At 55.0% G+C, this 13724-nt stretch carries 11 protein-coding genes; 1 reads left to right on the plus strand and 10 read right to left on the minus strand.

Features of this window, described 5'->3' with window-relative positions:
* Nucleotides 1-212 precede the first annotated feature (212 nt).
* The 9 genes from SCARR_RS06610 to SCARR_RS06645 form a co-directional block, all read right to left on the minus strand.
* A complete protein-coding gene (locus SCARR_RS06610) occupies nucleotides 213-977 on the minus strand; it encodes a 4Fe-4S binding protein (protein WP_136060713.1) in 765 nt (254 codons plus the stop codon).
* A gap of 83 nt (nucleotides 978-1060) precedes the next feature.
* The gene (locus SCARR_RS28055; protein ID WP_168433063.1) at nucleotides 1061-1201 is read right to left on the minus strand and encodes a hypothetical protein; all 141 of its coding nucleotides are present in this window, start codon (nucleotides 1199-1201) and stop codon (nucleotides 1061-1063) included.
* Nucleotides 1202-1324: 123 nt separating this feature from the next.
* Nucleotides 1325-1909 (minus strand): cbb3-type cytochrome c oxidase subunit II, encoded by a 585-nt coding sequence (locus tag SCARR_RS06615; RefSeq protein WP_136060714.1) that lies wholly within the window; start codon nucleotides 1907-1909, stop codon nucleotides 1325-1327.
* A gap of 14 nt (nucleotides 1910-1923) precedes the next feature.
* Nucleotides 1924-3297: a cbb3-type cytochrome c oxidase subunit I gene (locus tag SCARR_RS06620; protein WP_136060715.1), complete on the minus strand. Its 1374-nt coding sequence runs from the start codon at nucleotides 3295-3297 to the stop codon at nucleotides 1924-1926.
* Entirely contained in the window at nucleotides 3297-5057 is a 1761-nt protein-coding gene (locus SCARR_RS06625) for a c-type cytochrome (protein WP_136060716.1), read from the minus strand. The genes SCARR_RS06620 and SCARR_RS06625 overlap by 1 nt, the downstream gene beginning before the upstream one ends.
* 1 nt (nucleotide 5058) lies before the next feature.
* Nucleotides 5059-6402, minus strand: a complete 1344-nt coding sequence (locus SCARR_RS06630) for a cytochrome b N-terminal domain-containing protein (RefSeq protein ID WP_222846200.1) — start codon at nucleotides 6400-6402, stop codon at nucleotides 5059-5061.
* Nucleotides 6403-6423: 21 nt separating this feature from the next.
* On the minus strand, nucleotides 6424-6897 hold the full coding sequence (locus SCARR_RS06635) for a QcrA and Rieske domain-containing protein (protein WP_136060717.1): 474 nt from the start codon (nucleotides 6895-6897) through the stop codon (nucleotides 6424-6426).
* Entirely contained in the window at nucleotides 6897-7076 is a 180-nt protein-coding gene (gene ccoS / locus SCARR_RS06640) for a cbb3-type cytochrome oxidase assembly protein CcoS (RefSeq protein WP_136060718.1), read from the minus strand. Before ccoS ends, SCARR_RS06635 begins: the two co-directional genes overlap by 1 nt.
* Nucleotides 7077-7173: 97 nt before the next feature.
* A complete protein-coding gene (locus tag SCARR_RS06645; RefSeq protein WP_136060719.1) occupies nucleotides 7174-8961 on the minus strand; it encodes an FAD-dependent oxidoreductase in 1788 nt (595 codons plus the stop codon).
* A gap of 319 nt (nucleotides 8962-9280) precedes the next feature.
* Here SCARR_RS06645 and SCARR_RS06650 point away from each other — a divergent pair, with 319 nt between their 5' ends.
* A complete protein-coding gene (locus tag SCARR_RS06650; RefSeq protein WP_136060720.1) occupies nucleotides 9281-11776 on the plus strand; it encodes a multiheme c-type cytochrome in 2496 nt (831 codons plus the stop codon).
* Between the two features lie 456 nt (nucleotides 11777-12232).
* On the opposite strand, the gene SCARR_RS06655 is transcribed toward SCARR_RS06650, so the two are convergent.
* Nucleotides 12233-13705 (minus strand): sulfatase family protein, encoded by a 1473-nt coding sequence (locus SCARR_RS06655; RefSeq protein WP_222846201.1) that lies wholly within the window; start codon nucleotides 13703-13705, stop codon nucleotides 12233-12235.
* Between the last annotated feature and the right edge of the window lie 19 nt (nucleotides 13706-13724).

Raw genomic sequence — 13724 nt, forward strand, 5'->3', positions numbered from 1 at the left:
TCCAAATCAACATTAACAGCAACGCAGGCGCCCCGCGCGGGGCGCCTTAGGCTGCTGATCAACTCCGTTGCTTTGGGGGCGTAGGGCTTCCGCTCGTTCCTGCATCGATACAAAATGCGAATCCATTGAAACGCCAAGACCCGGACGGCTAGATAAAACTGTTCTACCACCAAAAATTTACCGTTTCACTGCCGGCGCTCCGCGCCAGCCTCTCACTTCGTTTCTGCCGCACCCTCAGCCGGTTGAGGGTCGATGAGGTGGAAGAGGGTTTTGTCCTCGCCTAGTTCGGTGGTGCAGGCCTCGGCGCAGAGGTTGCAGTTGGTGCAGTCGGTGCCTTTGCTTTCGAAGCGGGCGCGGAGGTTGAAGGGGCAAATGTCGTCGCAGCCCCGGCAGTTGGTGCAGGTCTTTTCCGGGTTGGCAAATTCCATAAAACGGGTGTTGTCGGACTGCAGCAGCATTTGGATCAACGCATAGGGGCAGCCCTTTTTACAGAAGTGCTCCTGGTAGTGTACGAAGAGCCCCATGAAACCGAACAGGAGCGCGACGGAAATTCCAATGATTGGAAGATGGCCGGAGGCGATCATCTTGACCTGGTGATCCAGCGGCTGGAAAAACGAAAGGATGACTTCGGTCAGGAAAAGCGAAAGCACGACCGACCAAATCCAAACCTTGACCGGGCGGGAATCCGACTCTTTGTTTTTCGGGCTGTTGACGGTTTCGAGGAACATGTGCATCGGGCACATGTGCGAGCAGAAGATCCGCCCTTTTTTCATCGAGAGAACGATGACCACCAGCAGCAAGCCAACAATGGCAAAGAGCGGATAGAACATGGTGGCTAGTCCAAAATCCATTCCGAAGACCCGCAGGCATTCCTGTTCCAGATCGAAGCAGAAAAAGCGCAACGGAATGCTCAGGAGAAGCGCGATGCTAATTCCCTGAATGGCCCGTCTGCGTTTCGAATACTTTGACATCGTCATTTAAATCGCAACGAATGAATGTAAAGCAACGAATATAATGTCGAGCGCACTCGCTGCTTTACATTCATTCGTTGCCAAAACCACTACGGATTGAAGTGCAGGATGAGATAGACGATGCAGACAATGGTCAGAACAATCTCAACAGCGATATTGAACTTGCCGACATCGGCGTGCCCCTGCTTGATCTCGGTCGTGGTTTCGAGTTCGTATTGCTTCTCTTCCATTGAAAATCTCCAAATTTAATTACCCGCGAAACAACGCACAGAACGCAAAACAACACGGCGAACCGTTTTCGATGATCCCTTCGCGTTCCTTGCGTTCTTTCGCGGCTTCATACACGCGCCTGTTTATTTTTCGTAGTCGTTGAGCGGATTGCCGTCTTTGTCAACACGCCAGTTTTTATTGCGGCCGAGCGTTTGGATGTAGGCGGTCAGATCCTTGATCTCTTCGTCGGTCAAATAGTCGAACGAAGGCATGATGGAAACCTTTTCGTAGACCCCTTTCCGGTTCGGGAACTTTTCACCCATGTTGCGCGGATCCTTGAAATGCGCCCAATGCCATTCCGAGGAATATTTTCCGCCGACGCGCGCCAGGTCGGGCCCGGTGCGTTTGGTGCCGAGGAAGTTGATCCGGTCGTTGACATATTCCCACGACTCGGATTCAGGCGCATCCACCAAGCGCCAGCCATAGCGGCGCTTGTCGGAATCCAGATGGCGAATCTGCTGGGTGTGGCAATAGACGCACCCTTCGCTCAAATAGATTTGAATGCCGCGCTGCTCCTGCTCGGTGTATTCGTGGACCGGATAGTCCGACTTCCACATTTCCGGGCTGACCATCGGCGGCACGATGGTCGTCAGCGCCGCTCCAACGGCAAACAAAAGGAAGGCGCCGGTAGCGGTCCAAAGCAAGCTTTTTTCAACATCGATTTTCATGATTCCTATTCCCCCTACTCGGCCGCAACGGTTTCTGCTTCCACTTCCGCATCTTCGCTATATTTCCCGAAGAACGTCTGCATGATGTTATAGAAGAACAGGAAGTAGGATCCGAAGATTACCGCTCCCGTACTAAAGCGCATCCAATGGGCGTGCTTAAGCGCAGCCAACGTTTCCACAAAGGTGTTTTCCGGATTCAGCCAAGCAAAGCCCTGGATGACTCCGCCGATCCACAGAACGGCAAAGAACGGGATGCTTGCCAGCGTCATCAGCCAGAAGTGCAGATCGCCCATCTTTTCAGAATAGAGCTTGCGACCTGCCAGCTTCGGGGCAACGTAGTAGATGCCCGCCATCGCATAATAGGAAAATGCGCCGAACAACGCCATGTGGGCATGGCCGACAACCCAGTCGGTCTTGCTGGTGATTTCGTTCACCGAGCGGATCGCCTGGAAAGGTCCCTGCAGGCAGGTGAAGACATAGTAGACCGTGCCCATCATCAGCAGCTTCGGTATCGGCCCAAGCATGCGTTTCCCGCGCGGCGCGGTTGCAAACGTTCCGAAGAAGTTGGTGATCACCGCCATCACCGGAATGATCAGGCTGAACGAGAAGATGATCGATACCGTCTGCAGCCAGTGCGGACTCGGCCCGTGGAGCATATGGTGGGCGCCCGTCCAAACATAGACGAAGGAGATCACCCAGAAACCAATCATGCTCAACTTGTGCGAGTAGATTGGCGTATCGAGCTGCTTCGGAATCAGGTAGTAGGCAATCGCGACGCCGAGCGGGGTAAAGATCAGGCCCACGGCGTTATGGACATAGAACCAAATCAGGTTGGCCTGGTTTGAACCCGCCATCACCGGCATCTGGCTCAGCATGTTGCCGGTGATGTAGACAAAGGTGGTCCAGATGACGGCACCCAGCGTGTACCATACCGTTACATAAAGGTATTTCACCTTCCGGATGGCTACGGTGCCGACCACATTGATTAAGAACATGACCCAGCAGACCGCGACGAGGTAGTCGAACGGAGGCGGGATTTCACCGTATTCAACGTTCTTAACCTTGCCCAGCGCAATGCAAACCAGTCCGCCGATTATGGTCAGGTTGTAGAGCACGCCCATGGCCACGCCCAGCTTTTCAGAAAAGAGCTTGGTGTGCAGGATGCGGGGAAGAATCCAAAAGAGGATTCCCATGTTGGCTTGCAGCAGCCAGCCGAACAGGTTGATGTTCGTGTGCAGCATGCGCAGGCGCGGCATGGAGAGGTATTCAATATCCCCAACCGTCGGCACCACAAATTTCAGCGCCGTCAGAATCCCCATGGTCAGTGCGAATCCAAAGAAGATGCACGACGAAATGATCATCGTTTTTGCAGCAGTATCTTGTTTCATTATTTCGCTTCCTCGGTGGTGTTCGCCCGGATAAAGGCGATGATGTCCAGAATGGTTTGGTCGCTCAGGTGGTCATGCGCCGGCATCGGCGTTCCCGCAACACCCAGCAGAATGGATTCGTAAAGACGCGCGTCGTTCACGGCAGCCTGGTTCATGAACGCTGCGTTAATCAGGTTGCGCGGCAGCGGATGCTCCAGATCGTAGGCGTTCGGCCCCTTGCCGTTGGCCAGCTTGCCGTGGCAGGAGGTGCAGAATTTCTGGAAGGCTTCGTGGCCGTCTTCCGGATTGCCGGCTTCAACAACCAATCCCTTGTTACGATAGTCCTGACGTTCCTTGTCTCCAATGGCAGGAAGCGTTACTTCCATGCGTCTGAAGCCGTCATGCCCGCTGAGACTCTTATCCTTGATAAATCCGACCAAGGTTTCAATTTGCTGGTCGGACATGATGTCTTTCCAGGCCGGCATCGCCGTGCCCTTCACGCCATCGCGGATGGAATCTTTGAACCGCTTGTCGTACGAAGCCACAAACTGGTATTTGCTGAAGTCGCGCGGCAGCGGATCCAGCATGGCGGCAATCTTGCCCTCTCCATTCAAATCCTCTCCGTGGCAGGAGACGCAATAGGTGTCGTAGAGCTTTGGGCCGTCCGTCTTGCTGCCGAGTTTATAGTCCAACGTGGAGAGGTAGGAAACCAGGCTTTCCAGCTCGGCATCGTTGTAGTCCTTGAAGGTCGGCATAATGGAATCGGCCACATGGGAGCGCGAATTGACAATGTGCTCCTTCACGTACTTGCTGCCGCGCGAACGGATCGTCCATGTCAGCTCGGGGCCGATGTTGCCGCCGGCCAGATCGCCGTCGCTGTTGCGGATGGCATGGCAGTTGACGCAGCCGCCCTTGGCCACGGAACCTTCGTACGGAGCGCCGGCAAACAGGCTGCGCCCGGCCGCCACGCTGGGCGAATCAATGCGGGCGAGATCCGACTTGGGCTTGATGTAGCCGATCGGTGCGCTGTCGGCCGAGCGAAGGCGGTCCTTCTGCTGGCCTTTGAGATAGGTGGCAATAGCCGCAACGGTTTCTTCGTCGTGCACCCAGCCGAACGTGGGCATCTTCGAGTTGGCGATATTGGCCGACGGATCGACCATGGATTCAACCAGGTAGTCAAAGCTGAACTTGCCGCCCGCATCGGTTAGCTCGGGCGCCTGCGACGAGGAGGAAATCCCCGCGATCGTATGGCAGCCCCAGCAGGCCTTTTCAAGAAAGAGCTCCTGCCCTTTAACGTAGTGCTCCGCTCCGGCCAAGGTTCCGTCCTCCATGGCATGGCACCGGACGCAGTTGGCCTGGGCGATTTCTCCCTTCAGCAACGGTGCCGGCCAGCCGTGGAGCTCGCCGTGCGCAGCATGAATGTCCAGATCACGGCCGCTTCCATCGTGGCAGACCACGCAGCCGATTTTCGCAAAGTCGTGCGGGTCTTTTTCAACGCCCGGAACAATCGGCGGGTGGGCGGCCAGCGGCGGCTCGAATCCGGCGGCGTCGGGATTGGACGCGCCGATGTGGCACGACTGGCAACGGTCGATCAAGACCTTGCCCGGCGTCTTGACGTTCACCTGCTTGATCTCAACCGTGTAGTCTTCCACGTCGAGCTGCTTGTAGTAGTTCTTCTGGTGCTTCGTGAAGTCCTGGTCGAATGCCTTGAAGAGCGAAGCGCCCAGCAACACAAACCCAGCCAGCGCCAAGATAAACAATATGCGATAATCCTTAATCATGTTAGTGCCCTCCCCCGGTCACTTCGTGCACCCATGGATAAATCGTGTCCCAGTTTTGGCCACGGAAGTAGACCCCGATAATAATCAGCGACAGCATGAAGAGATACATGCCGATGAACAGCGCGTTCTCCAGGTTGCGTTCCTTGGCAAACCAAACGCCGGGAATGTTTTTCCGGTAGGTTTTGGTGAACGATTCGAAAAAGATTTCGATGTAGGGAAGCACCATCACGCCGGCGGCTAGAATACCGGGGATCACGATGCCGCCGATGAAGCCGTGGTAGGAAACCAGCTCCTGCAGACCGAGGAAATACCACGGCGCCTTGGACGGGTTGGTCGGGTGGTTCGGATCGGCCGGCCCTTCGAGCGGCGCGTCGAACAAGACCGAGATCAAACTCAGGAAGGCCACGACGCCGAGCAGCACGATCAGCTCGCGCACAATCAGCTTCGGCCAGGCAAACATCATCTGGTCAACCTCTTCGTTCACCTTGGGCTCCTTGCCTTTGACGATTTCCACCAGCTTGTAGCTGCGAGCGGATTTGAAGACCGAGTTGTTTTTCACTTCGCCGAACTCTTCGTCGGGAATCTGCTTTTCCTTCGAGGTGTCGGCCGGTTTGGCCAGCCCGCCATCCTTGCGGATGCGGAAAAAATGAACGGCAATCAGGAAGCCCATAACCGCCGGAAGCACGGCAACGTGGAGGACGTAGAAGCGGATGAGCGCCTCGGACCCCACATCGGTATCGCCGAGCAGAATGCCGCGGATGAGCGCGCCGCCCGGTGCAATCTTCGCGATCTCCGTGCCGACCTTAACGCCCCAGAAGGCCAGCTGGTCCCATGGGAGCAGATAGCCGGTGTAGGAAAGGAATACGGTCAGCAGACCGAGGATGCAGCCGATGACCCAGTTGAATTCGCGACCGCCCCGGTGCGCGCCAGCGAGATAGACGCGCAACATGTGCAACGCCACAAAGGCCACCATTCCGTGCGCCGCCCAGCGGTGCATATTGCGGAGGAATCCACCCCAGAACACGTTGCTGCGCAGGTTAAGCATGCGACTGTAGGCATCCGGCAGCCCGTCGGGGCCGATGGCGGTCGATGGAACATAGTGGAACATCAGCAGAATGCCAGTCACCGACAAAATGAGAAAGAGGTAGAAGGTGATCAGCCCCAGCCCCATCGTGGTTTTGAATTTGACCGAGCGCTTGTGGATCTTCACCGGCTGGATATGCAGCAGCACGTTGCTGAACATGATCTTCGACTTAGTGAGTCCGGTATTGTCTAAACGATGACGGAAGAAGGAGTAGTAGAGCTTCGTTCCGAACTCCTTGGCCATCTCAATTAATTCATTCATTGGTTCTCCCCTTAAAACAAACTAAACAACAGCGTAGAAGGTGCCTTCCGGCATCGACGTTCCTGTATCGACTTCGATCTGGCCGCCCGGCACATTCTTGATTTCCAGCCAAGGCAGGGTCTTCGGCGCGGGGCCGCCAACCACGAGGCCGTCGGAATCATACTGCGAACCGTGGCACGGGCACTGGAAGCCGGTTTCAACGCGGTTGACCGTGCAACCGAGGTGGGTGCAGACCAGCGAAATGGCCGCCACTTCGGTTTCGGTCTGACGACGCAAAACCACCTTCATATCGTCAAAGATCAATTCGTCACCCACATCTGGAAGATCGTCGAGCGGAATCAAAAACTTTTGAGGGGTTCCGTAGGAAACCACCGGAAACATATATTTAAAAAGCGCCCCGCCGGTGCCTGCCGCCGCCAAGCCCATCAAACCGAATGCCGAGCCCAACGTAATCAACTCGCGCCGGCTTTTCCCGTCCTTTTCTGTCTTAGCCATTATTTACTTCCTCCATCAACAGCACCGTTCGCGTGCTTTTCCTCTTCGCGGAAAATTACATATTTTGCTTCTTCCGGATCGTCAAACTGCCCGTCCTTCACCGCCCAGCGGAAAAGGACGAAAAAGATGCCGCCCAACAACGTGGTCGTTATTAAAAGTATGATCGTCAGTGTTAGCATCGTTTATAATCCGTAATGAGTAATTCGTAATTTCTATTGCGTATTGCGTATTTTCTGATTCTAAAAATTATTCTGCCACTAAATTATTCTGCCTATATCACGCATAGCAGTCCTCAAAACTGTTTTCCGTCATTTGGCAGGCGCCGGTCGGGCACTTTTGCGCGCACATGCCGCAACGGATGCATTTGAGCGGATCAAACAGCATGACCGATCCTTCGGCCTCCGCCACTTCCATGCTGCCGAATTCCATTTCGGCCAAAACCTTCAGTTCCTCGCCGCCGTCCACGCGGTCGACCGTCACCATCGAAAGGCAATACGAGGGGCAGACATCCACGCAACCGCCGCAAAGAATGCAGATGTCGCCCTCAAAAGTCGGGTGGATGTGGCATTCCAGACAACGGCCGGCCTGCTCTTTGGCTTCCTTTTCTGGATATTCCACTGTTGAGTTAACGTGCGGCTCTTCGGCCGGCTTGACCGGAAGCTCTTCGCGTTCATCGCGCTCTTCGTCGACATAGCCCGATTTGCGGCCGTATTCGGGCAGATCTGTGAACGTGAGCTTGCGTTTGAGCGACTGGGGCTTCCCGCCAGAAATGTAGGCATGGATGCCTTGCGCCGCCTTGCTGCCCGACGCCACGGCATCAATGAACAGTTTCGGGCCGTGGGCAATGTCGCCGCCCACAAAAACATTCGGCTTGTTCGTTGCCAACGTCTCTTCGTCGGAAACCTTCACCCAACCTTGCGGCGTCAGTTCAACGCCGGAGTTTTCCAGAAAATCCAGATCGGAACCCTGCCCGACCGCAAAAAATACCGCGTCGCCTTCAATCAGGCGCGTTTCCTCTTCCATCTGCGGGGAAAACTTTCCGTCCTCATCAAAAACGCGGATCACCTTGCTGACGGTCAACCCTTTGATCTTACCGTTTTCAACCACGATTTCACGAGGGCCCCAACCGTCGTTGATCACGACGCCTTCACGTCGGCCGCCGTCGCGCTCATCGACCGAGCCGGTCATTTCGTCAAGGAGTTCGCGTTCCAGACAGGCGAGCTGCACTTCCGGCGAACCGCAACGCAAGGCCGAGCGGGCCACGTCGAACGCCACATCACCTCCGCCGATAACGATAGAACGGGTGGTGGTGAGGTCCCATGCCTCGCGCATATTAAAATCAAACAGGAATTCGAGGCCGATATGGGTATCTTCATGATCCGAATTCGCAATTGGAATCTTGCGGCCGCGCGCCAGCCCGACCGCGATATAAACCGCGTCGTGCTGTTTTTCCAATTCCTCGAAAGTGATGTCTTTACCGACATCGATGCCGTTTTTGACCTCGATGTTGTCGAACAGCTCAATGGAAGCGAGCTCGTCGGCCACCACTTTGCGGGACAAACGGTTGATCGGAACACCCTGCACCAGCTGTCCTCCGGACGTTTCCCAACGTTCGTAAACGGTCACGCTGTAGCCGAGGCGGGCCAGATCGTGTGCGCAGGTGTATCCCGCGCAGCCGCCGCCGATGATGCCGATGGATTTTCCGTTCAACTCAGGCTTTACCGAGCCGGGAGCAATGGAATAAGTCAGCGGCGTTGCGAGGTCGCCCGCTTCGGGGCCGTGTTTCTCCGTCAAATAGCCCTTGATGTTACGGATCACAACGGCTTCATCGACGTCGGAACGGCGACAGCCTTTTTCGCACGGGGCGCCGCAAACCTTCCCGCAAATCGAGGCAAAGGGGTTGGTGGCACGGGAAATGGCGTACGCTTCTTTATACTTTCCAGCCACCGTAGCCATCAAATAGCCACGCGCGTCCGTGCTTACAGGACACGAGTTCCGGCATACAACCTCGGCTTCATAGTAGTCGTCGGTTGGAAGCTCAACCTTGATCTTTTCCATTGCCATAACGGTACTTGCCTCCTAAACAGAGTGAAACCCTAACAAACATGTGCGGTTTAATCACGTCTTTAATGAAGTGGATTTATTGCACCGCGCCGATCCGATTTCAACCCTAAATTGGTATTTAAATACCGAATTAGTGCTAGAAGCGGTTTTCCCGACGTTTAGAATTGGTTATTTTTGATTTGCATCCGGAAAAACAAATAGGTGACAAGAATAATCGTCTTTTGCGTATATTCTTCATTTAACGTGCTTTATATCTTTATCAGCCATCAATTTCTCGGTAAAATACAGATCTAAAGTCTAAACTCAGGAGGCACCCACCATGAAGACGCATCGCTCTGGTTCACTCTGGCTCAAGCCGATCATCGCCGGAATACTGGCCTGTCTAGTACTCGCGTGGACCCCCAAACCGGTTGAAGACGATCCGCTGGTTCGCATGCCAGGCACCCAGCCCGGACAGGTGACCGGCCTGGATTCGGACAAGCAATGCCTGAGCTGCCACGGAGGAAGCACCTTTGAGATGGAAAATTGGAAGGGCTCGCTCATGGCGCAAGCCAGCCGAGACCCCATCTTTTGGGCCGGATTGACTGTTGCCGCCCAAGATGCCATCTGGACGCTGGGCACCCCGAACGCCGCCGATATCTGCGTGAAGTGCCATTTCCCGATGGGCTGGCTGGATGGCCGCTCCGATCCGGTGAATGCGTCGTTGATGCAGGGCGAGGATTTCAATGGGGTCAGTTGCAAGATTTGCCACTACATGTACGACCCCTTCTACCAAGCCACCTATGATGGAACCCGCGAGGGCAGCGACTGGAGTGGCTATTGGGACGAATCCGGAACGGCTCCCCAAGCAGCGGCCGACGCTACCCGAAACGCTGATGCTTTGGCGGCTGCTCAAATTGACTATTTCAACGGAAACCCCTTTTTCTCTAACAACGCTCCGGCCAGCGCAACCTACACGGAAAACGGAGGCGGCCATATATTTCTGATTACCGACAATCTCGCTACCGGCAAGGCCGATGCAAAACGCGGCCCCTTTTCCGATGCACCGGCCAAGCATGAATGGCTCTACAGCCGCTACCACAAAAGCAAATACATGTGCAGCACCTGCCACGACATTTCCAACCCCGCGCTGGCAAACCTGGCCTATATAGGCACCAATGCCAGCCATGGCGTGATCCTGCCATCCGAATCGCAACCGGCCTACAGCTATGCCCACGTCGAACGCACCTTCTCGGAATTCATGCTCTCCGGATTTGGCGCCCAAGGCGGCATGGAGGGAACCGGCCCCTACAGCCCCGACTTGTTTGAAACCTCCCATGCCGGAAACAAGATCGCTACCTGCCAGGACTGCCACTTCCGAGATCTGTCCGGGACGAAAGCCGCAAACCAGGGACAGGTCCGACCAAGTGGATCGACGGCGCATCCGCTGAGCGGGGTGCCGGAACACCGGATGATCGGAGGAAATCTCTGGGTGCCCTATGTACTGGCCAGCATTGAGCCGACATCGCCCAACTACGACGCCGCCAACGAGGCGTTGCTCAAGCAAGGCCCCGCAGCCCTGACCCTCGACTTCTCGCAGGGCGAACTGCTTGATCCCAACCTGCTGCTCGAAACCGTGACGTATTCCGGCCAAATGCTGCAGGACTCCATCTCCATGACCAATGCCAACTACGATCTCAACGACAGCGAGTTTACGTTGCGACTGCAAAACCATACCGGACACAAGCTGATCTCCGGCTATCCCGAAGGGCGGCGCATGTTCCTGAACGTCAAAGCGTATGCCAACGACCAGCTCATCTATGAAATCAACCCATACGACTCTGGCATCGGCACCCTCAAGGGATTGGAAAACTCGCAAAGCAGCCCCGAGCTGAGCGAATGGGAAGAATATGAAGACGAGCTGGTCTACGAGGTTCACCAAGGCAGTTCCATCCTGAACGTTGATGAAACCTTCCACATGGCGCTAGCCACCCATCGCTACAAAGACAACCGCATCCTGCCGCGCGGCTTCCGCATTGCCGAGGCGGCAATGCGGCTATGCGAACCGGTTTGGGACGGCCATTCCGACACCAACTTCCACGATTCGGAAAACTTCTACACACAGGCCGAATACGAGGGTGGCTACGACGAAATCGAAATCGAGCTGCCTGAAGGCACGGAGAGGATCGAAGCCGCGCTCTACTACCAAACCACCAGTCGCGAATTCATCGAATTCCTGCGCGATGAAATCAATGGCACAAACGGCACGCTTCCGAACACGGTTGGTGCAGGAGGCGACCTGCCCTACCTCGCCCAGACCGACCCCTTCTTCAGCGGCATGAAGGCATGGGGCGACACCATCTGGCAGCTGTGGGACCACAACAAGGACGTCCCCGGCGCAGCGCCGGTGCTGATGACCAACACCCTTGTACAGCTCGACGTATCGGACCTCGACGGCGACGGCATCCCCGCCTACTGGGAGCAACTCTACTTTGGAGGAAGCACCAACGCGGTTGCATCGATGGACAGCGACGGCGACGGCCCCGATAACCTGAGTGAATACACGGCCTACACCATCCCGACCGACAGCAACTCGGTCTTCGTATTCACCGCCGAATTCACCCCCACCGGAAGTTTTACAGCAGTGGAGGCCGAATTTGAATCGCTCCGCTCCCGCGACTATGCCCTAGAAGAAACCACCAATCTGGTGCAATCGGCGTCCTGGAACAATATCAGCGGCTATGTGCGCGGCATCGACGACGAAATGGATCTTCTCAGAACCAATGCCGCCGGCACAGGCATGTACCGCGTAAAAGTGAAACTGCCCAACAACTGATAAAGCGTATGCGTCTCTTCCGCAACCCCGTAGGCAGCCGCGCTGAAGCCTGATAACTTGCTGGGCATGGATACGAATGAAATAATACGCAGGGGCGGGCTTCGTACAGCGAGGAAGAACGCCGGGAGTTGATGCAGGAGTTTCACGCATCGGATACCAAGCACTTAAAAAGGTGGCGCAAGAGCTTCTCGCCCTCCTCCGGAGGAGGGCGAGAGTTGCCCCTCCCTCAGGGAGGCGCAACTTCCGAACACCCCGGCTTCCAGGACGGAGCCTAAACCATGAGAGAAACAGAACTAAAAGTGACAACTAAAAATCAGGAAGTGACACATCCGCCAGAGCCAGAATAATATTGGGCCGGGGTACAGCTAAAGCTCCCAACACCAGCACTCAGTCAAAAGTAAATTTCACCCTCTATTCGAATTTAACCATCACTGAGCTCCCGCCTTCATTCCTTGACTATTGAGCTGACTTCTTCTTTCCCCTGCCTGTTTCAGCCCCCAACGCCTTCCAAGAATCTACCGGGAGGAATCCATTCCCCTGATATTCCCCGCCACTGTGACTTTTTTGGGCGGATGTAAGAAAAGCCAGAATCTCTGCGCGCATTTTCTGGACCTTTTCAGGGTGTTCCTGAATCACATTTTTGGATTCGGTCTTATCCTCAGCCAAATTGAACAGGCGATCATTAGACGGATCCGTGGGCGATTCGATAATCAACTTAAATTTGCCATGAACTAAACCGGCGTATTTGCCATATCGAAACGGAATCGATTTGGAGTGCAACTGTTTATCGCCCACGAGAATCGGCAGGATATTTTCGCCATCCAACACCCGCTGATCCAACAGTTTTGCCCCGGTCATGGCACTTACCGTAGGCAGATAATCGAGCACCGACATCGGCGTATCAACCATAGAACCCGGTGCAACATGATTGGGCCAGAGCGCCAAAGCGGGCACACGTACACCACCATCGAGCAGGCTGCGCTTGCGTCCACTGAAGTCGCCTGCACTACCGGCCCTGCGCGTTTTCGAGCGATCCTTTGGCTCCTTGCCCTCCGGCCCGTTATCGCTACAGAAAAAAAGTGCCGTGTTATCGGCGATACCCAGTTTTTCCAATTCGGCCCGTAGACGTCCGACCTGATCATCCACAGCAGTAATGCAACCATAATAATGCGCCGCTTCTCCATGCCCTTCATACATCTTTAAATATTCCGGACCTGCCTGAATATCCTCGTGTGGCGCATGGAACCAAATCACTGCAACAAAGGGTTTGTCCTCTTTTACCGCATTTTGAACAAACGGGATGGCCCGATCCATCAGCACACGCGAATCACATCCCTTCAGGTTATCGGCAGCCACTATGCCATTTTCATAATACGGATTGTTTTTTGCCCGCTTTCCTTCCGCCGGATCCCAAGTCCGTACAGCTGACTCCGTAACAAACGATGAATCATAATCGCGTTCCCACGGAGGGGCATAATTAACCGCCGGCTTGCGCTTTTCCCCCTTGGGAGACATGGTTTTGCTGAGTGTTCCCACATGCCACTTCCCAAAATGGCCGGTCGTATATCCATTCGCCTTCATCATGCGGGCAATCGTATATTCCTCTTTGGGCAGGTGCCCGACATTAGCCGTCCAAACGCCAAGACGGTAATAATGGCGCCCCGTCAAAAACGAAGCACGCGTCGGCGAACAGACCGGCCCGACCGAATAGAAGTGACTCAACACCGCCCCCTCTTCAGCCATCCGATCCAGATGCGGTGTTTTAATAATTTTATTGCCGTTAAAGCCCGTGTCCCCCCACCCCAGATCATCGCACATCATCAGGATGACATTCGGCTTCTCCTCTGGTTTCGCATCCACCGCAAAACAGAAAGCGACCATTGCTACAGTAAAAAATGTAATCGTATATTTCATTATTTTATATTTCACTCATCATTATCAGCGTTTG

The organism is Pontiella sulfatireligans (genome assembly GCF_900890705.1).
GTDB lineage: Bacteria > Verrucomicrobiota > Kiritimatiellia > Kiritimatiellales > Pontiellaceae > Pontiella > Pontiella sulfatireligans.